We start from the raw sequence: 25,617 nt of genomic DNA on the forward strand, positions 1-25,617 counted from the left end.
CGAGCGAGAGAGGAACTTTGAACCCGGATTTGTCTGAATAATTCTGTCTCAAGTCGCTGCAGCACTTAACGGCTGGGGGTTGGGATGGAAAAACACATGCTCCAGCACAGGTCCTACGGCAATTTCACCGATTTCCTCATAGCCCTGGCGCTTATAGAACTCCAGGTAACGGGAATTGCCCGTGTCGAGCACCACGCCCGATGAATGCGGGTCTTCGGCGCACCAATTGTGAACCGCTTCAAGCAATTGTTCGCCGTAGTGGTGGCCCTGCAATTGCGGGTGAATGCCCAGCAATGGCAACACATGCACCGACTCGCTGGGCAGGCACGCCAGGACGGCCTGATGGTATTCAAGGTAACGCCGCGTGCCGCGTACCCCGGTGCTCAGCCACATGCGGATTTGCCAGGCCCAGCTCTCGGTGATGCCCAAGCGCCGTTGCGGCGGGGCGATCAGGGCAACGCCGACCAGACGGTCGTTGACGAACAGGCCAATGGCGGGAAGCTTCTGGAAGAAATGTTGCTTGACCAGCTCGCGCACGGTGGCGCGTACCCGCTGTTCATAACCGGGGCGCTCGGCTTCGAAGATGTAGGCGAAGGTCGGTTCGTGACGGTAGGCCTGGTACAGCAGGGAACGCGCTTCGCGGGAATAGCCGCTATTGAGCACACGGATTTCGGCAGCGGCCGTCGAAGTGTCAGGCATAACAGTCAATCTCCTGGGCGCCACTCAAAGAGGTGGCGTTCTTATGGGTACGAACCTGCGCAGCGCCAGTCGTTCCCAGACAGTAGCAGCGCATTCGCCCTACCGCCACGCTGGCCGCCGTCCGACTTGTCGGCTAGCATCGCCCTTTTGCCAGACTGGACTGCCGACCATGAAAATCGTCTCCTTCAATATCAACGGGCTGCGCGCCCGCCCTCATCAGCTGGCGGCGCTGATTGAAAAGCATCAACCGGATGTCATCGGCCTGCAGGAAACCAAGGTCCACGATGACCAGTTCCCGTTGGCCGAAGTCCAGGCGCTGGGCTATCACGTTTATTACCATGGCCAGAAAGGCCATTACGGCGTGGCCCTGCTCTCGCGCAAAGAGGCATTGAGCCTGCACAAAGGCTTTGCCAGCGATGAAGAAGACGCCCAGCGCCGTTTCATCTGGGGCACCTTCGCCGACGAGAACGGCCACCCGGTCACTGTCATGAACGGCTACTTTCCCCAAGGCGAAAGCCGCGACCACCCCACCAAATTCCCGGCCAAGCAGCGTTTCTACGAAGACCTGCAACAGCTATTGGAAAGCCAGTTCAGCAACGATCAGGCCCTGGTGGTGATGGGCGACGTGAATATTTCCCCGCAGGACTGCGACATCGGCATCGGCGCCGACAATGCCAAACGCTGGCTGAAAACCGGCAAGTGCAGCTTCCTGCCGGAAGAGCGCGAATGGATGGCCCGCCTGAAAAACTGGGGGCTGGTGGACAGCTTCCGGCACTTGAATCCTGAGGTGACCGACCGCTTCAGCTGGTTCGATTACCGCAGCCGTGGCTTTGAGGATGAGCCCAAGCGCGGGCTGCGCATCGACGTGATCATGGCGTCCACCGGCCTGGTGCCTCGGCTCAAGGACGCGGGAGTGGATTACGATTTGCGCGCGTTGGAAAAACCGTCGGACCATGCGCCGATCTGGTTGGAGCTGAGCTGATATCACGACGGGTGAAGATCAAATGTGGGAGGGGGCTTGCTCCCGATAGCAGTGTGTCAGTCAGCTGATCTGTAGCTGATACACCGCCATCGGGAGCAAGCCCCCTCCCACATTTTGATCTGCGATGTTTCAGTCACATTGCTGTAATCCCCCTGACTTAATCTCGCGGCACTCCCTTTGGCTGACGAAGGTGTCGGCATGATGCTGCGCGTTCTATTACTGCTGGCCCTTTTCCCTTTCTTCGCAGTGTCCGCCCCGCTGCCCCTGCCTGACCAAGGCCCGGCATTGCGTATCCAGGGCTCCAACACCATTGGCGCGGGTTTGGTCCCGGCATTGGTCAGGGGCTTGATGGAGCAGCAGGGTTTGCAAGGCGTGCACAGCGAACCCGCCGAGAGCGCCAATGAACAGCGTGTGACAGGCAAGACCCGTGAGGGCAAGACCGTGAGGGTCGACGTCGCCGCCCATGGTTCCAGCACCGGGTTTGCCGCGCTGAAAAACCACAGCGCTGACCTGGCCGCCTCGTCCCGCCCGATCAAGGACAGCGAACGGCTAGACCTCGCGCCCCTCGGCGACCTGAAAAGCCCCGGCGCCGAACACGTGATTGCCATTGACGGCCTGGCGATCATCCTTAACCTGCGTAATCCACTGAACAGCCTCAACACCGAGCAACTGGCGCAGATTTTCAATGGCGAGATCAGCACCTGGGAAACGCTCGGCGGCAGTGGCGCAGCTATTCATCTGTACGCGCGGGACGATCAGTCCGGCACCTATGACACCTTCAAGGAGCTGGTGCTGAACCGACGCGGAAAACCGCTGGCCGCGTCAGCCCAGCGTTTCGAGTCCAGTGAAGCGCTGTCCGATGCGGTCAGCCAGGACCCCCAAGGCATCGGTTTTATCGGCCTGCCCTACGTGCGCCAAGCCAAGGCCGTGGCGATTGTCGATGGCGACTCGCAACCAATGCCGGCGCTGAACAGCCTGATCGCCACCGAGGATTACCCGCTGTCACGGCGGTTGTACTTTTATCTGCCGCCGGCGACGCGTAATCCCTGGGCCAAGGCCATGGTGGACTTTGCTCAAAGCGATCAGGGCCAGGCGATCGTGGCGGCCAACGGCTTTGTCGCCCAGCATGTGCAGGCGATTGGCGTAGCGCCACGTGCCTCGATGCCCGAGGCGTATCAGGCGATTGCGCGCAACGCCCAGCGCCTGACGGTGAATTTTCGTTTCGAGGAAGGCAGCGCCAGCCTGGACAACAAGGCGCGCCAGGATGTGCAGCGGGTGGTGGCGTATCTGGAAAGCCACGACAAACTGCACAAGCAGGTGACGCTGGTGGGCTTCGGCGATGCCAAGAATGATCCGCAGCGGGCGGCCCTGCTGTCCAAGTTGCGGGCGATGGCGGTGCGCAGGGAACTGGTGAAAAGCGGCGTGGTGCTGCGTGATATTCGCGGGTTTGGCGCGCAGATGCCGGTGGCGGCGAATACCGAGGATGAGGGGCGGATCAAGAATCGGCGGGTGGAGGTTTGGGTGTACTGAAACTTGGGGTTTGTGGTGCTTGGACTGGCCTCATCGGGAGCAAGCCCCCTCCCACATTTTGACTGTATTCACAAATCTAAGTGTGGGAGGGGGCTTGCTCCCGATGGCAGGCGCCGCGGTGCTACTGCCCGCCGCGCATCAGCTCCTTGGGCACATACTTGCCAATCTCGAACTTGCCGATCGCCGCGCGGTGCACTTCGTCCGGGCCGTCGGCCAGGCGCAGGGTGCGTTGCATGGCGTACATATAGGCCAGCGGGAAGTCGTTGGAAACGCCGGCGCCGCCGTGAATCTGGATCGCACGGTCGATCACCTTCAGCGCCACGTTCGGCGCGACCACCTTGATCTGGGCGATTTCGCTTTTGGCGACTTTATTCCCCACGGTGTCCATCATGTACGCCGCTTTCAAGGTCAGCAGCCGCGCCATATCGATCTCCATGCGCGAGTCGGCGATCTTGTCGATATTGCCCCCCAGGCGCGCCAGCGGCTTGCCGAACGCGCTGCGGCTGACCGAGCGCTTGCACATCAATTCCAACGCGCGCTCAGCCATGCCGATCGAGCGCATGCAGTGGTGGATACGGCCAGGGCCGAGGCGGCCCTGGGCGATCTCAAACCCACGACCTTCACCGAGCAGTACGTTTTCGTACGGCACGCGCACGTTGTCGAACAGCACTTCGGCGTGGCCGTGGGGCGCGTCGTCGTAGCCGAACACCGGCAGCGGGCGCAGGATTTTTACGCCGGGGGTATCCACCGGTACCAGGATCATCGAATGCTGTTGGTGGCGTGGCGCATCCGGGTTGCTCAGGCCCATGAAGATCAGGATCTTGCAGCGCGGGTCGCAGGCGCCGGAGGTCCACCACTTCTTGCCGTTGATCACCCATTCATCGCCCTGGCGTTCGGCGCGGGCGGCCATGTTGGTGGCGTCCGAGGAGGCCACGTCCGGCTCGGTCATGGCGAAGGCGGAACGAATCTCACCGCGCAGCAGCGGTTCAAGCCAGCGTTGTTTCTGCTCTTCATTGGCGTAGCGCACCAGCACTTCCATGTTGCCGGTGTCGGGGGCGGAGCAGTTGAACGGTTCCGGACCCAACAGCGAGCGGCCCATGATTTCGGCCAGCGGTGCATATTCGAGGTTGCTCAGGCCGGCGCCCAGCTCGGATTCCGGCAGGAACAGGTTCCACAACCCTTCGGCTTTGGCCCGGGCTTTGAGTTCTTCCATGATCGCAGTGGGCTGCCAGCGATCACCTTCGCTGACCTGGCGTTCGAACACCGGCTCGGCCGGGTAGACGTAAGCGTCCATGAATGCGCTGACGCGTTCACGCAGTTCCTGAACCTTGGGCGAATAGGCGAAATCCATGAGCAGCTCCCTTCTCTGAGAGGTTGTTTAAGTCATGCAATCGATGCTAGAACAGCGCTGATAATTTACCTAGCCTATTCTCGGCGTGTATTAACATTCATCACCGATATATGATCGGCGTATGAATACCTAACAATAAGAGTGCAACGACATGAATCTGAGCAAGGTCGACCTCAACCTCTTTATCGTCTTTGACGCGATCTATACCGAAGCCAACCTGACCCGTGCCGGGCAGATTGTCGGCATCACCCAGCCGGCGGTGTCCAACGCCCTGGCACGCCTGCGCGAGACCTTCAACGACCCGCTGTTCGTGCGCACCGCCCAGGGCATGGTGCCCACACCGATGGCACAGAACATCATCGGCCCGGTGCGCAATGCGTTGTCGTTGCTGCGGGTTTCAGTGCAGGAGAGCCGGATTTTCAATCCGCAACAGGCGGCCAAGACCTACCGCATCAGCATGACCGACCTGACCGAAGCGGTCATTCTGCCAGCGCTGTTCCAGCGCCTGCGTCGCCTGGCGCCGACGGTGGTCATCGAGAGTTTTTTGTCCAAACGCCGCGAAACCACCAAGGAGCTGGCCGCCGGGCGCCTGGACTTTGCCGTGGATGCGCCGCTCAACACCGACCCGCAAGTGCGTCACGTCAAGCTGATGGAAGACCGCTACGTATGCGCCATGCGCAAGGGCCATCCGATGGCAGGCAAGGACAAATTCAGCCTGGATGACTACCTGTCCCTGACCCATATCCATATTTCCAGCCGCCGCAACGGCCTGGGCCATGTCGACCTGGCCCTGGGCAAGATGGGCATCCAGCGCAAGATCGCCCTGCGCTCCCAGCACTACCTGATGGCGTCGCAGGTATTGCAGCAGACCGACATGGTCATGACCGTACCCGAACGCTTCGCCCGCCGCCATGAACTGCACTGGTTCAACCTGCCGGTCAATGACGTGCCAGCGGTGGAAACCCACCTGTACTGGCACGAAAGCACCGACCAGGACCCGGCCAACCGCTGGATGCGCGAGCAGATGATCGAGTTGTGCCAGCAGGTAACAGCCCACGAGAAGAAACTCGACAGGCTAACGGTTTGAATCATTGTGGGAGGGGGCTTGCCCCCGATGGGCGCGCAGCAGTCCTTGACGTTTACGTCAACCTGCAATTAGCTTAGCGCCAAGACCTTCCTGAGCACCGCCATGAGTACCACCTACAGCATCTCCGACCTTGCCCGCGAGCTGGATATCACCACCCGCGCCATTCGTTTCTATGAGGAACAAGGCCTGCTGGCCCCGGAACGTCGGGGCCAGGAGCGTATCTACTCGGCGCGGGACAAGGTCAGCCTCAAGCTGATTCTGCGTGGCAAGCGCATCGGTTTCTCCCTGGCCGAATGCCGCGAGCTGATCGAACTCTATGACCCCACCAGCGGCAACCACATCCAACTCAACAGCATGCTCGCAAAAATCGCCGAACGCCGCGAGCAGCTTGAGCAACAGTTGCTGGATATCGAACAGATGAAGCTGGAACTGGACACCGCCGAAGAGCGCTGCACCCAGGCACTGGCAACTACCATGAGCCAGGCCGGCCATTGATCAGAAGGTAACCCTCATGTCCCTCCCCTCACACGTACGCTTGGTGGAAGTCGGCCCGCGCGACGGTTTGCAGAACGAAGCCCAGCCGATCAGCGTGGCCGACAAGGTGCGGTTGGTGGACGCCTTGAGCGGCGCTGGCTTGAGCTATATCGAGGTCGGCAGTTTCGTGTCGCCCAAATGGGTGCCGCAGATGGCCGGCTCCGCCGAGGTGTTCGCGCAGATCCAGCGCAAGCCTGGCGTGACCTACGGTGCGCTGGCGCCGAACCTGCGCGGCTTTGAAGATGCGCTGGCGGCCGGGGTCAAGGAAGTCGCGGTATTTGCGGCGGCGTCCGAAGCGTTTTCCCAACGCAATATCAACTGCTCCATCAGCGAGAGCCTGGAGCGGTTTGCACCGATCATGGCGGCGGCCCGGCAGCATGGGGTCAGCGTGCGCGGGTATGTGTCGTGTGTGTTGAGTTGCCCCTATGAAGGCGAAATCGCCGCGCAGCAGGTCGCGGCAGTCGCCCGCGAACTGTATGCCATGGGCTGCTATGAAGTGTCCCTGGGCGACACCATCGGCACCGGCACGGCCGGCGCGACCCGGCGGCTGTTCGAGGTGGTCGGTGCACAGGTGCCACGCGACAAGCTCGCAGGGCATTTCCATGACACCTACGGCCAGGCGATCGCCAATATCTATGCCAGCCTGCTGGAAGGTATCCAGGTATTCGACAGCTCTATCGCGGGCCTCGGCGGCTGCCCTTATGCCAAGGGCGCGAGCGGTAACGTCGCCACCGAGGATGTGGTGTACCTGCTCAATGGGCTGGGGATCGACACGGGTATCGACCTGGAACGCTTGATTGACGCAGGCCAGCACATCAGCCAGGTGCTGGGACGGGCGAGCGGGTCACGGGTGGCGAAGGCGCGTAACGCCGGTTGAGTAGCACGGATGTGACAATGTGTTACCGCACGCCGACACAGCGGGTAACGAGGGAACAGAATCCGTCGCGTTGTTTGAAAGATATGACGTGCTAAAAAATCAACTGCTTGATTTTAAAGGAATTTAAAAAGTTGGCACGGCTTCTGCTATCTCTACTGCATAACAAAAATAAAAAGCGCCAAACCTAATAAAAATAAGACGAAACGACTCTGACATAACAAAAACAACACGGCAGAGACGCAGCTAACAGATTTTTTTGGAGAAGATGTGCTTCGCAGGGTACGGCATGCCGAAACCCGCAACCGGTCAGAGAAAAATAAAACTACCTCAGGTAGCTGCCCACTGGTTGGATCGTTTACGAAGAAGCAGATCAGCGTTCAAAAAAATACGTTTGCTCTTGACCCCGGATGGGGGTCGCCAAAACAGCGGTAAAGGGTAACGGTTGCCAAAAACAACAATAGACCGCCCCTCAATAATAAAAAAAGAGCACGCAACGACAAATTAAAGGGGACCTTCGGGTCCCCTTTGTGCTTTCTGGCTGATCGTTCCCACGCTCTGCGTGGGAACGCTTCCTGTGACGCTCCGCATCGCGCCAGCCGCCGCACGTTTCGGCGACTGCGCTAAGGTGACGCGGAGCGTCACGGGCTGCATTCCCACGCAGAGCGTGGGAACGATCTAGCGTGTTTGCAGCTCTTCAATCGAGATTTCGCGCATGCGGAATTTCTGGATCTTGCCCGTCACCGTCATTGGAAACGCGTCTACGAACTTGAAGTGCCTGGGCATCTTGAAGTGTGCGATGCGGCCCTTGCACCAGGTTTGCAGTTCCAGTTCGCTCGCCACATGGCCTGGGTGGAGTTTGATCCAGGCGACAATTTCCTCACCATAGCGCTCATCGGGAATACCGATGACCTGCACATCGGCCACTGCCGGATGGGTGAAGAAAAACTCTTCAAGCTCGCGTGGATACACGTTCTCGCCACCGCGAATAATCATGTCCTTGTTGCGCCCGGCGATGCACACATAGCCATGCTCGTCCATGGTCGCCAGGTCACCGGTGTGCATCCAGCCCTCCGCGTCGATAGCATCGCGGGTGCCCTCGGGGTTGTTCCAGTAGCCGAGCATCACGCTGTAGCCGCGCGTGCACAGTTCGCCTGTCTCACCGCGTGGCACCGTGTTGCCGTCAGCGTCGATGATTTTGTTTTCCAGCTGCGGCTGGGTGCGGCCCACGGTGGTCACGCGGCGTTCCAGGTCGTCATCCGCGCCGGTCTGCAACGACACCGGGCTGGTTTCGGTCATGCCATAGGCGATCTGCACTTCACTCATGTGCAACTGGCCAATGACGCGGCGCATCACCTCGATCGGGCAGGTCGACCCGGCCATGATCCCGGTACGCAGGCTGGATAAGTCGAATTCGCCAAGGCGCGGGTGATCGAGCAGCGCAATGAACATGGTCGGCACGCCGTACAAGCCCGTGGCGCGTTCTTCGGCGACGGCGGTAAGCGTGAGCAGTGGGTCGAAGCCGTCATTGGGGTAGATCATGGTGGTGCCGTGGGTGATGCAGCCAAGGTTACCCATCACCATGCCGAAGCAATGGTAAAGCGGCACCGGGATCACCAGGCGGTCGTGCGCCGTAAGGCCAAGGCTCTGGCCGACCATGTAGCCGTTATTGAGAATGTTGTGGTGACTGAGGGTAGCGCCCTTGGGGAAACCGGTGGTGCCGGAGGTGTACTGGATATTGACCGGTTGGTCGGCGTGCAGGCCGGCTTGGCGAGCGCGCAGTTGTTCAGGCGCAACCTGCGCCGCCAACGCCGACAGGTGTGACCAAGGCAGGAATCCTGCGGGCGGGTCGGGGTCGAGACTGACGATGGCGCGCAGGTCGGGCTGGAGCGCTTGCAGCATGGCGTGGTAATCGGAGGTCTTGAACGAACCGGCGCACACCAGCCACGCGCAGCCGGATTGCTTGAGCACATATTCCAATTCACTGCTGCGATAGGCCGGGTTGATATTGACGAGGATCACCCCGAGCTTTGCGCTTGCCACCTGGCAGATCAGCCATTCGGCGCAGTTGGGCGCCCAGATGCCCAGGCGGTCGCCGACCTGCATCCCCAGGGCCATGAACGCACGGGCGTGCACGTCCACCGTCTCGGCCAGTTGCTGCCAGGTGTAGCGGCAATCCTGATGACGCACCACCAGCGCTTCACCATCAGGATAACGCGCGACAGTCCGATCAAAGGCCTGGCCAATGGTCTCGGCCAGCAAGGTCTTGTCCTGGGAGCCACGGCTGTAGCTCAGGTTCGGTTGATCCATAACGGCCCCTGTTGTCTTTTTTGTAGGTTGACGTAAACGTAAACTACGATTGACAGCGCCCCAACGCAAGCTTACGTTAACGTAAAGGTGAGCGCCCTCCTCCGCGCCTCGCCGACACAACAACAAAAGCTCACATTAAGGTGCCTGTCCATGAGTTACCCGTCCCTGAACTTCGCCCTCGGTGAGACCATCGACATGCTGCGCGACCAGGTGCAGGCCTTCGTGGCCAAGGAAATTGCTCCCCGCGCTGCCCAGATCGACATCGACAACCTGTTCCCCGCCGACCTGTGGCGCAAGTTCGGCGATATGGGCCTGCTGGGCATCACCGTGCCGGAAGAGTACGGCGGTGCCGGCCTGGGTTACCTGGCGCATGTGGTGAGCATGGAAGAAATCAGCCGTGGCTCGGCCTCGGTGGCGTTGTCGTATGGCGCTCACTCCAACCTGTGCGTCAACCAGATCAACCGCAACGGCAGCCACGAACAAAAGCTCAAGTACCTGCCCAAGCTGATCAGCGGCGAGCACATCGGCGCGCTGGCCATGAGCGAGCCGAACGCCGGCTCCGACGTGGTCTCGATGAAACTGCGCGCCGACAAGCAGGGTGACGCTTACGTGCTCAACGGCAGCAAGACCTGGATCACCAACGGGCCCGATGCCCACACCTACGTGATCTACGCCAAGACCGACCCGGAAAAGGCTGCCCACGGCATCACCGCGTTCATCGTCGAGCGTGACTGGAAAGGCTTCAGCCGCAGCAACAAGTTCGACAAGCTGGGCATGCGCGGCTCCAACACCTGCGAGCTGTTTTTCGATGACGTGCACGTCCCCGAGGAAAATATCCTCGGCGTGCTCAACGGCGGCGTCAAAGTGCTGATGAGCGGCCTCGACTACGAGCGCGTGGTGCTCTCCGGCGGCCCCACCGGCATCATGCAGGCCTGCATGGACCTGATCGTGCCCTACATCCACGACCGCAAGCAGTTCGGCCAGAGCATCGGCGAATTCCAGCTGATCCAGGGCAAGGTCGCCGATATGTATACCCAGCTCAACGCCAGCCGCGCCTACCTCTACGCGGTGGCCCAGGCCTGCGAGCGCGGTGAAACCACGCGCAAGGATGCGGCCGGGGTGATCCTCTACAGCGCCGAGCGCGCCACGCAAATGGCCCTCGACGCGATCCAGATCCTCGGCGGCAATGGCTATATCAATGAATTCCCCGCCGGGCGCCTGCTGCGGGACGCCAAGCTGTACGAAATCGGCGCCGGCACCAGTGAGATTCGACGGATGTTGATCGGTCGCGAACTGTTCAACGAAACCCGCTGAGGAGCGCGCCCATGGCCACCCTGCACACCCAGCTCAACCCACGCTCGGCGGAATTTATCGCCAACAGCGCGGCGATGGGCCAACAGGTCGACGCGCTGCACCACCTGCTCGCCCAAGTACAACAAGGCGGCGGCGCCAAGGCCCAGGAACGCCACACCTCACGCGGCAAGCTGCTGCCGCGCGAGCGCATCGATCGCTTGCTCGACCCGGGCTCGCCGTTCCTCGAATTGAGCCAGTTGGCCGCCCATCAGGTGTATGGCGAAGACGTGCCGGCCGCCGGAGTGATTGCCGGCATCGGCCGCGTGGAAGGCGTCGAATGCATGATCGTCGCCAATGATGCCACCGTCAAAGGCGGCTCCTATTACCCGTTGACCGTCAAAAAACACTTGCGCGCCCAGACCATCGCCGAGCAGAACCGCCTGCCGTGCATCTACCTGGTGGACTCCGGCGGAGCCAACCTGCCGCGCCAGGACGAAGTGTTCCCGGACCGCGAGCACTTCGGGCGGATCTTCTTCAACCAGGCCAATATGAGCGCCCAGGGCATCCCGCAGATTGCCGTGGTGATGGGCTCGTGCACGGCCGGTGGCGCATATGTGCCGGCCATGGCCGACGAAGCGATCATGGTGCGCCAGCAAGCGACCATCTTCCTCGCCGGCCCGCCGCTGGTGAAGGCCGCCACCGGCGAAGTGGTCAGCGCCGAAGACCTCGGCGGTGCCGATGTGCACTGCAGGATTTCCGGCGTGGCCGACCACTATGCCGACAACGATGAACACGCCCTGGCCCTGGCCCGTCGCAGCGTGGCCAACCTCAATTGGCGCAAACTGGGTGAGTTGCGCCAACGTCCGCCAGTGGCGCCGCTGTACAGCAGCGAAGAGCTTTACGGCGTGATCCCGGCCGATGCCAAGCAGCCGTTCGACGTGCGCGAAGTGATCGCCCGGCTGGTGGACGGTTCGGTATTCGATGAGTTCAAGGCGCTGTTCGGCGCCACCCTGGTCTGTGGCTTTGCGCACCTGCACGGCTATCCGGTGGCGATCCTGGCCAACAACGGGATCCTGTTCGCCGAAGCGGCGCAAAAAGGCGCGCACTTTATCGAGCTGGCCTGCCAACGCGGCACTCCACTGCTGTTCCTGCAGAACATCACCGGCTTCATGGTCGGCCAGAAGTACGAAGCCGGCGGTATCGCCAAGCATGGCGCCAAGTTGGTCACGGCGGTGGCGTGCGCCAAGGTGCCGAAGTTCACGGTGATTATCGGCGGCAGTTTCGGCGCTGGTAACTACGGCATGTGCGGTCGCGCCTATGACCCGCGTTTCCTGTGGATGTGGCCCAACGCACGCATCGGCGTGATGGGCGCCGAACAGGCGGCGGGCGTGCTGGTGCAGGTCAAGCGCGAGCAGGCAGAGCGCGCAGGCTTGGCATTCAGTGCCAGCGATGAAGCGGCGATCAAGCAACCGATCCTCGACCAGTATGAAACCCAGGGCCACCCCTATTATTCCAGCGCACGCTTGTGGGATGACGGCGTCATCGATCCGCTGCAGACCCGCGATGTGCTGGCCCTGGCGCTGTCCGCCGCGCTGAATGCCCCTATCGAGCCGAGCCGCTTCGGCGTGTTCCGCATGTAACCTGTAGGAGCGAGCTCGCTCGCGAAAAACGTCCAGTCAACGCGTGCATCCTGGATACCCGCGTTATCGTTGACGACCTTCGCGAGCAAGCTCGCTCCTACAGGAGGCCTCTCATTTTCATGGAGCTTCTTGCATGAGCGAATTCAACACCCTCGAACTGATCACCGACAGCCGTGGCTTCGCCACGCTGTGGCTCAGTCGTGAAGCCAAGAACAACGCGTTCAACGCCCAGATGATCCGCGAACTGATCATCGCCCTCGACCAGGTACAGACCGACCCTGCCCTGCGCTTTCTGGTCCTGCGCGGGCGCGGCAAACACTTCAGCGCCGGCGCCGACCTGGCCTGGATGCAGCAGTCAGCCGAGCTGGATTACCACACTAACCTGGACGACGCCCGTGAGCTGGCCGAGCTGATGTACAACCTGGCCAAGCTGAAAATCCCTACGCTGGCGGTGGTGCAAGGCGCGGCCTACGGCGGCGCGCTGGGCTTGATCAGTTGCTGCGACATGGCAATTGGCGCCGATGACGCGCAGTTCTGTCTGTCGGAAGTGCGTATCGGCCTGGCGCCGGCGGTGATCAGCCCGTTCGTGGTGCAGGCCATCGGTGAACGTGCGGCCCGCCGCTATGCCTTGACGGCCGAGCGGTTTGGCGGACAGCGCGCGCGCGACATCGGCCTGTTGGCGGAAAGCTACCCGGCCGACACGTTGGACCAGCGGGTGGATGAGTGGGTCGCCAACCTGCTGCAAAACAGCCCGGCGGCGATGCGCACCAGCAAAGACCTGTTGCGTGAAGTGGGCAATGGCGCCCTCACCCCGGCGCTGCGCCGCTACTGTGAAAACGCCATCGCGCGTATCCGGGTAAGTGCCGAGGGCCAGGAAGGCTTGCGCGCCTTTCTGCAAAAACGCACGCCGAGCTGGCAATCCCGGGAGCCGCGCCCATGAGCACACTCACCACCGTGCTGGTGGCCAACCGGGGCGAAATCGCTTGCCGGGTCATGCGCACCGCCAAGGCGATGGGGCTGACCACCGTGGCCGTGCACAGCGCAATCGACCGCGACGCCCGGCACAGCCGCGAAGCGGATATTCGCGTCGACCTGGGCGGCAGCAAGGCCACTGACAGTTACCTGCAGATCGACAAACTGATCGCCGCCGCCCACGCCAGTGGCGCCCAGGCAATTCATCCGGGCTACGGCTTCCTCTCGGAAAACGCCGGGTTCGCTCGGGCCATCGAGGCAGCGGGCTTGATCTTCCTCGGCCCGCCCGCCTCGGCGATCGACGCCATGGGCAGCAAGTCGGCGGCCAAGGCGCTGATGGAAACCGCTGGCGTGCCGCTGGTGCCGGGTTATCACGGTGAGGCCCAGGACCTGGAGACCTTCCGCGAGGCCTGTGCGCGCATCGGTTACCCCGTGCTGCTCAAGGCCACGGCCGGCGGTGGCGGCAAAGGGATGAAGGTGGTCGAGGATGTCAGCCAGTTGGCGCAAGCCCTGGCCTCGGCCCAGCGTGAGGCCCTGTCGTCATTCGGCAACGGGCAGATGCTGGTGGAGAAATACCTGCTGCAACCGCGCCATGTGGAAATCCAGGTGTTTGCCGATCAACACGGCAACTGCCTGTACCTCAATGAGCGCGATTGTTCGATCCAGCGGCGTCATCAAAAGGTCGTGGAAGAAGCCCCCGCGCCGGGGCTCGGCAGTGAACAGCGCAAGGCCATGGGCGAAGCGGCGGTCCGCGCGGCGCAGGCGATCGGCTATGTGGGCGCGGGGACGGTGGAATTTCTGCTGGATGCGCGCGGTGAGTTTTTCTTCATGGAGATGAACACGCGCCTGCAAGTGGAGCACCCGGTCACCGAGGCGATTACTGGCCTGGACCTGGTGGCCTGGCAGATTCGCGTGGCCCAGGGCGAGGTGCTGCCGATCACTCAAGCGCAGGTACCGCTGATGGGGCATGCGATCGAGGTGCGGCTGTACGCCGAAGACCCGGCCAATGACTTTTTGCCCGCAACCGGACGCTTGGCGGTGTACCGCGAGCCCAACCCCGGTCCGGGTCGGCGCGTGGACAGCGGCGTCGAGCAAGGCGACAGCGTTTCGCCCTTCTACGACCCGATGCTCGGCAAGTTGATTGCCTGGGGCGAGGACCGTGAGCAGGCGCGGCTGCGCTTGCTGAGCATGCTCGACGAATGTGCGGTGGGCGGGCTCAAGACCAACCTGGGATTTCTGCGGCGCATCATTGGTCACCCGGCCTTTGCCGCGGCTGAGCTGGATACCGGATTCATTCCGCGCTATCAGCAAGAGCTGCTGCCGGCGGCCGGCGCGCTGGACGATGAGTTCTGGCAGGCAGCGGGGTCGGCTTTCATGCTGAGCCTGCCGGCCGGTGACGGGCCGTGGGCAGACACCCGGGGCTTTCGTGCGGGGTTGCCGGCGCAGGTCACACTGCATCTGAGCTGTAACGGGCAGGATCGCCTGGTCACACTGGCCGGGCAATCGTCGCAGCTCACCGGCGAGCAACTGGTGATCGAACACCAGGGCGTGCGCTGCTCCCACCTGGCCGTGCGCGGTGAAGGCACGGTGTATCTGCGCTGGGACGGCGAGATGCAGGCGGTCAGCCTGTTCGACCCGATTGCGGCGGCCGAGGCCAGCCACTCCCCTCAAGGCGGACTCACCGCGCCCATGAACGGCAGCATCGTGCGCGTGCTGGTGGAGGTCGGTCAACGCGTCGAAGCCGGCGCGCAACTGGTGGTACTGGAAGCAATGAAGATGGAACACAGCATCCGCGCACCTGAGGCGGGTGTGATCAAGGCGCTGTTTTGCCAGGAGGGCGAGATGGTCGCCGAAGGCAGTGCGCTGGTGGAGCTGGAAACGGCGGACTAGAACTTCGCCGTGGCTTGCACGACGACGCCAAGGATGCGGCACTCGTCGGTGAACAGCAGCTTGGGATAGGTGGGATTGAGCGGCGCCAGGTAAAGCTGGCCGCTGTCTGCTTGCAACTGGCGAAAGGTCGCCTGGGGATTGTCGAGCCATTGCGCAACCACCAGTTTACCGGGCTCGGCCTCGATGGCCGGGTCGACCAGGATCAGCATGCCTGCGCTGATGCTCAGGCCACTGGGCGCGGTCATGGCGTCGCCGACCACCGGCAGCCAGAAGGCGTCGCCGTGGGCATGGTAATCCGTCAATTCGAAACGTGCCGGCCCATAGCTGGCGCGTGCTTCGCGCAGCTCGCACACGCCGTTCCAATCGCTGACCGGGTAGCGAAAGTACGGGTTGTGGTGATGCTCCAGTGCCGCCTTGGTGTCCGCCCTCTCGCGAATCTCCAGCGCGACCTCCAGATAGCCCAGCCCCAGTTCCGCCAGTACCCGGTTCATGTCCGCCAGGCTCGGCACGCGGCGCTTGTTGAGCCAGTGGCCGACGCCGCCCTGGGACATGCCCAGGCGCTCCGCCAGTTCATCCTGCGTGACCTTGCGGTCTTTCATGTTGGCTCGCACCAACGCTATCCAGTTATCCATGGCGCTGACAATACGTTGCGTATTTTCCAGGGCAATAAACAGTTTGTAGTAATCCATAAAACGACATAAATACGATACGTACTATCATCGACATAAAGGTTTTCGACACCCACCCGGAGCACCGCCCCTTATGACGACGAGCCCGTATCATCTGCCTGAAACACCCGAACACACTGACCTGCATGACATGCGCTGCAGCGGCGCCGCCCAGCGCGCGCTGGACTATTATTTGAAAGAAGATATGTCTGCGCGAGACGTGGACGAGGCCTTTTTCACCATCAAGCCAGGCATCAGCCAGGAAGAAGCGCTGGTGCATGCCTCGGACCTGCTGCGCAGTGCTGCGGCAACGGCCTACGAATCGGCGAGCAGCCATCAAGGCAATCATCGTGACCTGGCGTTTTCGGTGGTTTACTTGATCGATATGGCGAAAGCGATGGTGGAGCGGTCGTTGCGAGCGACTGAGGCGCAGGCGAACATTTAAAGGACGTGCACGAAAAAATTTCTATCGAGCGGATAAAAACATTTGACTTGCAAATGATAATGATTATTATTGGACCCAGCTGATCGCGAGATCAGTCGATAGACCAAGAGACCTTAGGTCGGACTCTTGGAATATCTCCTCATCAGGCTAATCACGGTTTTTGACCCGGCTCTTTGGCCGGGTCTTTTTTTGCCAGTTTTTCCTGGCGTGGCTTCAGGCTAATGAAGACTGTGTGCTGCTTGATGGCGCGCATGGTAGCAAAAGCCCATCGCGAAAAGAAAGGCGCAGCACCGCTCTAGCCCGGATCTTTGCGATTTAGCGCTTGAGAATCAATCTCACAAACCCTAAGCTGCGGCGGCGTCACGGATGACGCCCCCTCCCCCGTGCAACAATTTTGCTTCCAGAATGTGCCTACCGCCTGTGTAAGATAGCCGCCACATCCTCATATTCAGGCAACCAGACTATGACCGTGGCCTTGACCTCCATCAAGATCAGCACTGCTTTCGACAGCGGCAATATCCAGGTCCTGGATGCCAGCGATGCCTACCAGCTATTGCTGGCCATCAAGCCCGACACTCGTAGCCAGCACTACCAGTGGTTCCACTTCAAGGCCGAAGGCATGCACGTGGGCCACACCCACACGTTTCGCCTGAGCAACGCGGGCCGCTCGTCTTACAAGCATGCCTGGAGCGGCTATAACGCCGTAGCGTCTTATGACCATGTCAATTGGTTCCGCGTGCCGTCGCGCTTTGACGGCGAAATCCTGCATATCAGCCTCCAGACCCGGGAAAAACACGCGTGGTTCGCCTACTTCGAACCTTATAGCCGCGAACGCCACGACTGGTTGATCGAGCAGGCCCTGAAGTACGCCGGCGTCAAGCTATTGGCCACCGGCAAGAGCGTCGAGGGGCGCGATATCCAACTGCTGCGCCGTGGCAAAGGCGGCGAAGGTCTCCGCAAGGTCTGGATCATCGCCCAGCAACATCCCGGCGAACACATGGCCGAATGGTTCATGGAAGGCGTCATCGAACGCCTGCAACAGGACGGTGACGCCGAGCTGAAAAAGCTGCTGGCGGTGGCCGACCTGTACCTGGTGCCGAACATGAACCCCGATGGCGCGTTCCATGGTCACCTGCGTACCAACGCCATGGGCCAAGACCTCAACCGCGCCTGGCAGAGCGCCAGCCAGGAGCTCAGCCCGGAAGTGCTGTTCGTGCAACAGCAGATGGAAAAACACGGTGTCGACCTGTTCCTCGATATCCATGGCGACGAAGAAATCCCCTACGTCTTCACCGCCGGCTGCGAAGGCAATCCCGGTTACAGCCCGCGTATCGAAGCCTTGGAAAACCGTTTCCGCAGCAACCTGAGCCACCTGACCCGTGACTTTCAGACCACCCACGGCTACAGCCGTGATCTACCCGGCGAAGCCAATATGACCCTGGCTTGCAATGCGGTGGGTGAGAAATACGACTGCCTGTCACTGACCCTGGAGATGCCCTTCAAAGACAATGACGACGCACCCAACCCGAAAACCGGTTGGTCCGGCGATCGCTCCAAACAGCTGGGCAAGGATGTGTTGAGCAGCGTGGCCGATATCATCGGCCACGTGCGTTAACGCTCGGTCAGTGTTTGGTGCCGGTCATGCTTTGCAGCACGCCGTCACGGCGGATCAACCCATGAAACAGCGCGGCCGCCAAATGCACCAGCACCGTCAGGAACAACAGGTAGGCGAGATAACCGTGGGCCTTGCGCAATAGCGCAAACAACGGCGCATTCGCCGAGACCAGTGCCGGCAGTTGCACGGCACTGCTAAGCATCACCGGGTCGCCGGCGGCCGAAATCATTGCCCAGCCCAGCAACGGCAACACCAGCATCAACCCGTACAAAACCACGTGAGAAGCCTTGGCCGCCAACACTTGCCACAGCGGCAAGTCCGTCGGCAGCGGCGGTTGGCGCGTGGAAAAACGCACCACCAGCCGCACGATGACCAGCGCCAGAATGGCGATCCCCAGCGGCTTGTGCAGGTGAATCAACCACTCGTGGCGCTCGGAAACCGACGCCGCCAGCCCCGCGCCAATAAACAGCATGGCGATGACCATCAGCGCCATCAGCCAGTGCAGCAAACGCGCCAACGGGGCGAAAAACCTTGGTTGAACATTCATGGCTTCGACTCCTGAGAGGCACTGTGCAACGGGCCGACTTCACCGGCACGCCGCAGGTAGGAACTGGCATAGGCGGCTGAACGTGCAGCCAGCAGCGGGTCATTGGAGGCCTCGATACCGCTGGGCAGGATCAGCGGGTCGAAGTTGATATCGCGGCAATCGCCGTCGGCTTGTGGCTGGCTGCTCTGCAACACCAGGGTGCCGGCATTGAGCACTTTGTGTTCACCGGTCCAGGTCTTGCTGGCGTCATCCAGCGGGTCGCCGGGGTTGGCCAGCGTCATGTTCAATTGCCACTCTAGCGGCCCGGCAGCCAGGCGCTGCAACAGGTCTTTCTCCAGGAAGTCGCCGCCCTCGGGCGCAGTATCTCCGGCGGCGTCGCGGCTCTGTGGCACCACGGCCCAGCGCACGGCCTGGCGCTTGCCGTCGGCGCTCACCAGGTAAAACGCGTTGATGCCGTTGTAGGTTTCGGTCGCGTAACTGGCCGATGGCTTGGCGGTTTTAACCCACGCCAGGAACGCTGCGGTCTCCGGGTGTGCGGCAAAAAACGCCGGCATGCTCGAAGGGTTCGGCTTGCCGGTGGCGGGATCCGGCGCGCCGGCCTTGAGCAATTGGTAGAACGCCTCGGGCGTGCCCACCGGGAACACCGGCATGCTGTTCATCCCGGTGCGCCACTGCTGGCCGTTGGCCTGGCTGAACTGCACGGCAAAACTGCGGATCGGCACGCTGCTGTCCGGTGCGTAAGGGTTGCCGCTGGGCAAGGCAAACCGCCCGATCACCGGGGTTTTCGCCTCGTTGAACAGCTGGGCGCTGGAGTAGGTGCGCACCTCGGGATTGCTCTGGAAGTACCCGGCCACGCACACGCCCTTGGCATGGTTACGCCGAAACCCCGGGTGCACACCGTTATTGGTTTCCAGGGCATTGACCAAGGTTTTTGGCCGCAGGCGTTGTGGGTCGAGGGTGCCGTTGACGTAGGCAAATGCCCCGGCAACAACGGCAACCACAGCACCAATACCTGCAAGCCGCGCGATCAGGCTCGCAGTGCTCAACGCAGGACGAGGCGGTGAAGAGTGATCTACCATGCATGAACTCCAGGGCCAGAGGCCTTAGGGGGTAAAACATAAGGTCGGAACACTAAAGACGCACGCCAACAGGCTCTATTCCCTGGCCGCGTTTATTTTTCAACCGATGGAATAACCTTGAGCGCCGGACGTCTCCCTAGTCCCAGCGTAGCGACCAGCCAGCCCCCCATGCATGAACTCGACGAACAGTTACGTGAACTCATCCCCAGGCTGCGGCGCTTTGCCGTGTCCCTGACCCGTAACGCCAGCAGCGCCGACGACCTGGTGCAGGCCACCCTGGAACGGGCGATCATCGCGTGGGCCGACAAACGCATCGAAGGCGACCTGCGCGCGTGGCTGTTTTCGATCCTCTACCGGCAATTCCTCGATGCTCACCGGCGCAGCCGCCGCTACGCCCGCATGCTCGAATTCTTCACCGGCCGCGACGATGCGCAGCCCTCGGTGGAGCGCACAGTGATGGCCCAATTCACCCTGCAAGCCTTCGACCAGCTCACTACCGAGCAACGCGCCCTGCTGCTGTGGGTTTCGGTCGAAGGCTTGAGTTACAAGGAAGTCGCCGAAATACTCGACGTGCCCATCGGTACCGTGATGTCGCGCCTGTCCCGCGCCCGCCAGGCCCTGCGTCAACTCAGCGATGGCGAAATTGCCAGCCCTTCCCTGCGGATACTCAAATGATCAGCCTGCCCCCCAGCGAACGCGACTTACACGCCTACGTCGATCACCAATTGCTCGACAGTGATCGCCGGGCACTTGAAACCTGGCTGGCGAGCCACCCCGACGTGGCCGCCCAGGTGCATGCCTGGCAACAGGATGCGCAATTATTGCGCGCTTCTTTAAGCGGTGCCCTGCAACAGCCGGGTAACCCGGCACTGGACCCGGCGCTGATTCGCCAGCGCATCAAGCGCCAGTCCCGCCGCCACCTCGCCACGGCGGCGCTGCTGCTGATTGCCGTCAGCCTCGGCGGGATGGGCGGCTGGCACGCCCGCGATGTCGCCCAGCCAGCGCTGCTGCCGATGGCCGATGCCATGCAGGCGTATCGCCTGTTTGCCCAGGACGGCATCATGCCCGCCGACTACAGCGCCCAGGATCGCAATACGATGCAAGCCTGGCTCGACCGCTATTTCAACCAGGCCCATCGCTTGCCCGACTTGAGCCAGGCGGGGTTCACCCCGGTCAGCGGGCGCCTGCTCACCACCGACCAAGGCGCGGCGGCCATGGTGCTGTACGAAGACGCGCAAGGACGGCGCATCAGCTTCTACATTCGTCCGCCAGGCCCGAACAACGGCTTCCTGCCCCGTGGCAGTCGCAGCGCCGACGGTTTGCAGGCCGACTACTGGTCGGGCGGCGGGTACAACTATGCGATGGTCAGCCCGGTGGATCAGGCCGCCCCGCCGCAAATCAAGTTCTAGACGCCCACGTCCGGCCAGCTATGCACCGCCTTCTCTATTGGTCAAATCGCATCAGGCGCCCTAAAGTAAGCGACCAACGCAATAACGAGTGAGCTGTATTGGCCGTGCTTTCCCTGATCCGCCGCCTGCTGGGCAACACCCATCGCGTTTCGCGCGCCTCGCCTGTTCCGGCGTTTTTCCACAACAAGGCCCGGCAACAGGGCTACACCCTCAGTGCCGGCCAGGTGCAGGCAATTGCGGCCATGGCCCGCGAGACCCAGCACCTGCTCGATGGCCGACCCACGCGCAGCCTGTACCTGCACGGCCCGGTGGGGCGCGGCAAAAGCTGGCTGCTCGACGGTTTTTTCCAGGCGCTGCCGATCACCGCCAAGCAGCGCGTGCACTTCCACGACTTTTTTGCCGAACTGCACCGGGGCATGTTCCGGCACCGCGAGCAGAACGACGCGCTGGCCGTCACCCTCGACGAACTGCTGGCGGGCTGCCGCGTGCTGTGTTTCGACGAGTTCCATGTGCACGATATCGGCGATGCCATGCTTATCAGCCGCTTGTTCCAGGCCTTGTTCCGGCGCGGTGTGCTGGTACTGGTGACCTCCAACTATGCGCCCGAGGGCCTGCTGCCCAATCCGCTGTACCACCAGCGCTTCAAGCCGGTGATCGATCTGATCGCTGCGCGCATGGACGTGCTGGAAGTCAGCGCTCCCGAGGATTTTCGCCGCCTGCCCCAAGCGCATGCCGAGCAGCGCTTCAGCACTGGCCAGTACGTCTGGCCCGGCAGCGTGGCGCAACGTGCGGCGCTTGGCCTGCCCGCCGCCGATAGCCCGGCGCTGCCCTTGGCCGTCGGCAACCGGCAATTGCTGTGCCGCCGCTGTGAAGCACGCAGCATCGCCTTCACCTTCAACGACCTGTGCGAACAGCTCACCGCCGTGATGGATTACCTGTTGCTGTGCCAGGATTACGACCACTGGGTCATCGACGGTCTGCCCCACCTCGCCGACTGCCCGATTGCCGTGCAGCAACGCTTCATCAACCTGATTGACGTGCTCTACGACCGCGACAAACAGCTGATCCTGATCGGTGAACAACCCCTGGAGCACGCCTTGAGTGGCGAGGCCATCGACCTTGCCCGTACCGCCAGCCGCCTGGGGCAATTGCACGTGAGCAGCGTGCAACCGGCGCCCGACCCGGTATCATGAGCGCCTTTTCACGCCCCCTTGCCGAGTGACCGCGCCGTTGATCAATACCCTCGCCCACCTCAAGGCCGGCCAATTGGCCGGTGCGACACGCCTGGACCTGGCCTGCGGGCTGACTGAGTTTCCCCGGGAAATCTTCGAACTAGCCGACTCGCTGGAAATCCTCAACCTCACGGGCAACGCCTTGAGCAGCCTGCCCGACGACCTGCACCGCCTCAAACACTTGCGCGTGCTGTTCTGCTCGGATAACGCTTTCACCGAACTGCCGGCATGCCTGGGCCAGTGCGCCGCGCTGAGCATGATCGGCTTCAAGGCCAACCAGATCCGCCACGTGCCCGCCGCCGCCCTGCCGCCGCAGTTGCGCTGGCTGATCCTCACCGACAACTGCATCAGCCAGCTACCCGACGAACTCGGCCAGCGCCCGCTGCTGCAAAAGCTGATGCTGGCCGGCAACCAACTGACGCACTTGCCGCCCAGCCTGGCCCAGTGCGAAAACCTTGAGCTGATCCGCATCGCGTCGAACCGCCTGACGCACCTGCCGCACTGGCTGCTGACGCTGCCGAGCCTGACGTGGCTGGCCTATGCCGGCAACCCGGTGGAAATGGCCGTGGACATGGCCGGCGACGACGAGACAGCGGATATTCCCTGGGCCGAACTGGAACTGGGTGACGTACTCGGCGAAGGCGCCTCGGGGATTATTCGCAAGGCCTTGTGGAAGCCCCGCGCGTTACCCGTCGCGGTCAAACTGTATAAAGGCACGATCACCAGCGACGGTTCGCCGCTGCACGAAATGCAAGCGTGCATCGCCGCCGGGCTGCACCCCAACCTGATCAGGGTGCAGGGGCGCATCGTCGGCCACCCCGCTGACCAGGCTGCGCTGGTGATGGACCTGATCGACCCGAGCTACCGCAACCTCGCGGCGTTACCGAGCCTGGCGTCCTGCACGCGGGATATCTACGAACCGAGCCTGCGCCTGAGCCTCGACGTGGCGCTGCGCATGGCCCGCGGCATCGCCTCGGTGGCGGCGCACCTGCACCGGCACGGCATTACCCATGGCGACCTGTACGGCCACAATATTTTGTGGAACAGCGCGGGCGAGTGTTTATTGGGGGATTTCGGCGCGGCGTCGTTTCATGCCACGGCGGACACCCTGGAAACCAGGGCGTTGCAACGCATTGAGGTACGCGCTTTTGGGGTGTTGTTGGGGGAGTTGCTGGAGCGGGTTGATACGACGGTCCCCGACGAACTGGAAGACCTGCGCAAAAGCTGCTGCCAGCCCGATGTGCTGGCGCGCCCGAGCTTCAAAGTTATCGAAGCCGTACTGCAATCTTTCCAACACCACTAACCAATGTGGGAGGGGCGGTGCGACGATTCGACTTGCCCCCGATGGCGGAGTATCAGCCACGCTGTCCGTGTCTGACCCACTGCTATCGGGGGCAAGCCCCCTCTTATCAAACTTAAAATAACTCGCTGATTTTAAAGGATTAATTTTTCAGTTAAAAACTGAAATTTCACATTCAAAGATCGTTCCCACGCTCCTGCGTGGGATTGCAGCCCGTGACGCTCCGCGTCACCTGTGCGCAATCGCCGAAACTTGCAGCGCTTGGCGGGACGCGGAGCGTCCCAGGAGGCATTCCCACGCAGAGCGCGGGAACGATCACCTCAGCGCCAAGAATATTTGTAGGCGCCCCCAGTTTGCTGCGCGACAGCGCTACGTCGAAGAGGTAGTGGGGCCTCCCACATTTTTTACCGCGCTTTAACCCGCCAGACCGACAAACATATCCTGCACATCATCGTGGTTGTCCAGGCCTTCCAGGAAGGCTTCGACTTCCGCCATCTGCTCCTCGCTCAAGCCGGTCACCGGGTTCTTCGAGATGTAGCCCAACTTGGCCGACAGCACGGTGAAACCCTGCTCCGGCAAGGCTTTCTGCACCGCATCCAGGTCGGTGGTTTCGGTGATGAACAGGCTGGTGCCAGCTTCTTCGCCGTCTTCGAAATCCTGGGCGCCAGCTTCGATGGCGGCCATTTCCGGGTCAGCGTCCGGGGTGTCCGGCGATGCTTCGATCAGGCCGACGTGGTTGAAGTCCCAGGCCACCGAGCCGGAAGCGCCCAGTTGCCCCTTGCGGAACGCCACGCGGATTTCCGCCACGGTGCGGTTGATGTTGTCGGTGACGCACTCGACGATCAACGGCACCTGGTGGGGGGCGAAACCTTCGTAGGTCACGCGGTGGTACTGCACGGTTTCACCGAGCAGACCGGCGCCCTTCTTGATTGCGCGGTCCAGGGTTTCCTTGGGCATCGAGGCCTTCTTGGCCTGCTCCACCACCAACCGCAGGTGGGCGTTGGTCGAGGTGTCCGCACCGTTGCGGGCGGCGATGGTGATTTCTTTCACCAGCTTGCCGAAAATCTTGCCCTTGGCATTGGCTGCCGCTTCTTTATGTTTGACTTTCCACTGTGCGCCCATGACTCACTCTCTACTATCCATGGCGCCGAAACGTCTACTGGCCGGCGCTTTGGGGGCAGAGTTTATAGCGCAGCCACGCATCGTTCCACCAAAAAACCCTCAAGGCGCCAACTCGAAAAACGCCTGGATCAAGCGCAACGACCGGCGCCGCTCCAGGCAGCCGAGACTGTGCCGGTTCAGCAGGCCATCGCCGAGGATCGGCACGGCGTGTACGCGCGGGTCCTGGCTGACCTCTATCGACGACACCACCCCCATGCCCAACTCGGCGGCAACCGCTTCGGTCACCGCTTCCCGGCTGTCGAGTTCCAGCAGCACCCTGGGCCGCACCTGGGCGGCCAGGCACGCGTCGTCAAAGGTACGCCGGGTGATGGAGCTGGGCTCGCGCAGCACCATGATCACCTCGTTCAACTGCGCCAGTTCAATGCCCTCGGCCTGCGCCGCCCACGGATGCCCGGCCGGCACCAGCGCGCAGATACGCGACTCGCCCAAGGGTTGCAGGTGCAGGCCATTGCGCGGTTCCACTTCGGTCAGCACCGCCACGTCTGCATGCTCCGACAACAAGGCCGCGAGGGTTTCCTGGGCATTGCCCAGGCGCAGGTTCACCGTGATCCCCGGATAGCAGGCCCGCAAGCGGGCGATCATCGGCATCACCAGATGCGGGCCGTCCGCCGCCACTTCCAGGCGGCCGGTGAGCAATTGGCGGTTGGCTTCAAGCATGGCCTGCGCCTCGTCGACCAGACCGAAGATCGCGCGGGTGATCGCCGCCAGGCGCGCGCCCTCTTCGGTCAACTCCACTCGCCGCGCGGTGCGGCGCAGCAAGGGAATCTGGTAGTGCTCTTCCAGGGCCTTGATATGCCCGGTCACCGCCGGCTGGCTGATGAACAGCCGGGCCGCCGCCCGGGTAAAACTGCCCTCGCGGGCTACGGCATCGAATGCGCGCAGTTGAAACAGGTTCATGGCTATCGGCCTCACTGATAGCCCGCATAACAACAAACAATTTGATTGATGACAAGCCAAACTGCAATTTAGGCGCCGTAG

The 25,617-nt window shown here is 62.0% G+C and carries 23 protein-coding genes; 15 read left to right on the forward strand and 8 right to left on the reverse strand.

The annotated features are described in order from the left end of the window. Positions 1-48 precede the first annotated feature (48 nt). Positions 49-699, reverse strand: coding sequence for an N-acetyltransferase (locus C4J84_RS15415; RefSeq protein WP_124367473.1), 651 nt, complete (start codon positions 697-699; stop codon positions 49-51). Between the two features lie 169 nt (positions 700-868). Between C4J84_RS15415 and xthA the strand changes: the two genes are divergently transcribed. Together xthA and C4J84_RS15425 are read left to right on the forward strand one after the other, a co-directional pair. Further along, positions 869-1,681 carry an exodeoxyribonuclease III gene (gene xthA, locus C4J84_RS15420; RefSeq protein WP_124363347.1) on the forward strand — a complete coding sequence of 271 codons (813 nt, stop codon included), beginning with the start codon at positions 869-871 and terminating at the stop codon, positions 1,679-1,681. A gap of 198 nt (positions 1,682-1,879) precedes the next feature. After that, positions 1,880-3,211 carry a substrate-binding domain-containing protein gene (locus C4J84_RS15425; protein WP_124435665.1) on the forward strand — a complete coding sequence of 444 codons (1,332 nt, stop codon included), beginning with the start codon at positions 1,880-1,882 and terminating at the stop codon, positions 3,209-3,211. A 121-nt stretch (positions 3,212-3,332) separates the two neighbouring features. Here C4J84_RS15425 and C4J84_RS15430 read toward each other — a convergent pair whose 3' ends face one another. Next, positions 3,333-4,562: an acyl-CoA dehydrogenase gene (locus tag C4J84_RS15430; protein WP_124363349.1), complete on the reverse strand. Its 1,230-nt coding sequence runs from the start codon at positions 4,560-4,562 to the stop codon at positions 3,333-3,335. Positions 4,563-4,713: 151 nt separating this feature from the next. Here C4J84_RS15430 and C4J84_RS15435 point away from each other — a divergent pair, with 151 nt between their 5' ends. The 3 genes from C4J84_RS15435 (at position 4,714) to C4J84_RS15445 (ending at position 7,060) form a co-directional block, all read left to right on the forward strand. Then, a complete protein-coding gene (locus C4J84_RS15435) occupies positions 4,714-5,649 on the forward strand; it encodes a LysR family transcriptional regulator (protein WP_124363350.1) in 936 nt (311 codons plus the stop codon). Between the two features lie 102 nt (positions 5,650-5,751). Next, entirely contained in the window at positions 5,752-6,144 is a 393-nt protein-coding gene (locus C4J84_RS15440; protein WP_124363351.1) for a MerR family DNA-binding transcriptional regulator, read from the forward strand. Between the two features lie 16 nt (positions 6,145-6,160). Next, positions 6,161-7,060, forward strand: coding sequence for a hydroxymethylglutaryl-CoA lyase (locus tag C4J84_RS15445; RefSeq protein ID WP_124435666.1), 900 nt, complete (start codon positions 6,161-6,163; stop codon positions 7,058-7,060). 675 nt (positions 7,061-7,735) lie between these two features. On the opposite strand, the gene C4J84_RS15450 is transcribed toward C4J84_RS15445, so the two are convergent. Next, positions 7,736-9,367, reverse strand: a complete 1,632-nt coding sequence (locus C4J84_RS15450; RefSeq protein ID WP_124435667.1) for an AMP-binding protein — start codon at positions 9,365-9,367, stop codon at positions 7,736-7,738. 150 nt (positions 9,368-9,517) lie between these two features. Here C4J84_RS15450 and C4J84_RS15455 point away from each other — a divergent pair, with 150 nt between their 5' ends. The 4 genes from C4J84_RS15455 to C4J84_RS15470 all read left to right on the forward strand — a co-directional run bounded on the left by C4J84_RS15455 (position 9,518) and on the right by C4J84_RS15470 (position 15,162). Next, positions 9,518-10,681, forward strand: coding sequence for an isovaleryl-CoA dehydrogenase (locus tag C4J84_RS15455; protein ID WP_124435668.1), 1,164 nt, complete (start codon positions 9,518-9,520; stop codon positions 10,679-10,681). Positions 10,682-10,692: 11 nt separating this feature from the next. Then, complete coding sequence (locus tag C4J84_RS15460) at positions 10,693-12,300, forward strand: carboxyl transferase domain-containing protein (RefSeq protein ID WP_124435669.1); 1,608 nt, start codon at positions 10,693-10,695, stop codon at positions 12,298-12,300. Positions 12,301-12,433: 133 nt separating this feature from the next. Then, positions 12,434-13,240 (forward strand): gamma-carboxygeranoyl-CoA hydratase, encoded by an 807-nt coding sequence (locus C4J84_RS15465; protein ID WP_124435670.1) that lies wholly within the window; start codon positions 12,434-12,436, stop codon positions 13,238-13,240. Further along, positions 13,237-15,162: an acetyl/propionyl/methylcrotonyl-CoA carboxylase subunit alpha gene (locus C4J84_RS15470; RefSeq protein WP_124435671.1), complete on the forward strand. Its 1,926-nt coding sequence runs from the start codon at positions 13,237-13,239 to the stop codon at positions 15,160-15,162. The genes C4J84_RS15465 and C4J84_RS15470 overlap by 4 nt, the downstream gene beginning before the upstream one ends. On the opposite strand, the gene C4J84_RS15475 is transcribed toward C4J84_RS15470, so the two are convergent. Continuing rightward, entirely contained in the window at positions 15,159-15,794 is a 636-nt protein-coding gene (locus C4J84_RS15475; protein ID WP_124365171.1) for a LexA family transcriptional regulator, read from the reverse strand. The two genes, C4J84_RS15470 and C4J84_RS15475, sit on opposite strands and share 4 nt — an antisense overlap. Positions 15,795-15,924: 130 nt before the next feature. On the opposite strand from C4J84_RS15475, the gene C4J84_RS15480 reads away from it, so the two are divergent. After that, entirely contained in the window at positions 15,925-16,275 is a 351-nt protein-coding gene (locus tag C4J84_RS15480; RefSeq protein WP_124363358.1) for a DUF6124 family protein, read from the forward strand. A gap of 463 nt (positions 16,276-16,738) precedes the next feature. After that, positions 16,739-17,890 (forward strand): M14-type cytosolic carboxypeptidase, encoded by a 1,152-nt coding sequence (locus C4J84_RS15485; RefSeq protein ID WP_124435672.1) that lies wholly within the window; start codon positions 16,739-16,741, stop codon positions 17,888-17,890. A gap of 7 nt (positions 17,891-17,897) precedes the next feature. Here C4J84_RS15485 and C4J84_RS15490 read toward each other — a convergent pair whose 3' ends face one another. Together C4J84_RS15490 and C4J84_RS15495 are read right to left on the reverse strand one after the other, a co-directional pair. After that, positions 17,898-18,437, reverse strand: coding sequence for a cytochrome b (locus tag C4J84_RS15490; RefSeq protein ID WP_124435673.1), 540 nt, complete (start codon positions 18,435-18,437; stop codon positions 17,898-17,900). Next, complete coding sequence (locus tag C4J84_RS15495) at positions 18,434-19,516, reverse strand: catalase family peroxidase (RefSeq protein WP_124435674.1); 1,083 nt, start codon at positions 19,514-19,516, stop codon at positions 18,434-18,436. The genes C4J84_RS15490 and C4J84_RS15495 overlap by 4 nt, the downstream gene beginning before the upstream one ends. Before the next feature lie 168 nt (positions 19,517-19,684). Between C4J84_RS15495 and C4J84_RS15500 the strand changes: the two genes are divergently transcribed. The 4 genes from C4J84_RS15500 (at position 19,685) to C4J84_RS15515 (ending at position 23,460) form a co-directional block, all read left to right on the forward strand. Then, positions 19,685-20,191: an RNA polymerase sigma factor gene (locus C4J84_RS15500; RefSeq protein ID WP_124367485.1), complete on the forward strand. Its 507-nt coding sequence runs from the start codon at positions 19,685-19,687 to the stop codon at positions 20,189-20,191. Next, positions 20,188-20,925: an anti-sigma factor gene (locus tag C4J84_RS15505; RefSeq protein ID WP_124435675.1), complete on the forward strand. Its 738-nt coding sequence runs from the start codon at positions 20,188-20,190 to the stop codon at positions 20,923-20,925. Before C4J84_RS15500 ends, C4J84_RS15505 begins: the two co-directional genes overlap by 4 nt. A 98-nt stretch (positions 20,926-21,023) precedes the next feature. Beyond that, on the forward strand, positions 21,024-22,118 hold the full coding sequence (gene zapE, locus C4J84_RS15510) for a cell division protein ZapE (protein ID WP_124435676.1): 1,095 nt from the start codon (positions 21,024-21,026) through the stop codon (positions 22,116-22,118). A 40-nt stretch (positions 22,119-22,158) separates the two neighbouring features. Then, positions 22,159-23,460 (forward strand): protein kinase, encoded by a 1,302-nt coding sequence (locus C4J84_RS15515; RefSeq protein WP_124436326.1) that lies wholly within the window; start codon positions 22,159-22,161, stop codon positions 23,458-23,460. A 411-nt stretch (positions 23,461-23,871) separates the two neighbouring features. Here C4J84_RS15515 and C4J84_RS15520 read toward each other — a convergent pair whose 3' ends face one another. Together C4J84_RS15520 and C4J84_RS15525 are read right to left on the reverse strand one after the other, a co-directional pair. Then, a complete protein-coding gene (locus tag C4J84_RS15520) occupies positions 23,872-24,579 on the reverse strand; it encodes a YebC/PmpR family DNA-binding transcriptional regulator (RefSeq protein WP_124367488.1) in 708 nt (235 codons plus the stop codon). A gap of 99 nt (positions 24,580-24,678) precedes the next feature. Continuing rightward, complete coding sequence (locus C4J84_RS15525; protein WP_124435677.1) at positions 24,679-25,536, reverse strand: LysR substrate-binding domain-containing protein; 858 nt, start codon at positions 25,534-25,536, stop codon at positions 24,679-24,681. Positions 25,537-25,617 lie beyond the last annotated feature (81 nt).

Source organism: Pseudomonas sp. R11-23-07 (assembly GCF_003852295.1).
Lineage (GTDB): Bacteria > Pseudomonadota > Gammaproteobacteria > Pseudomonadales > Pseudomonadaceae > Aquipseudomonas.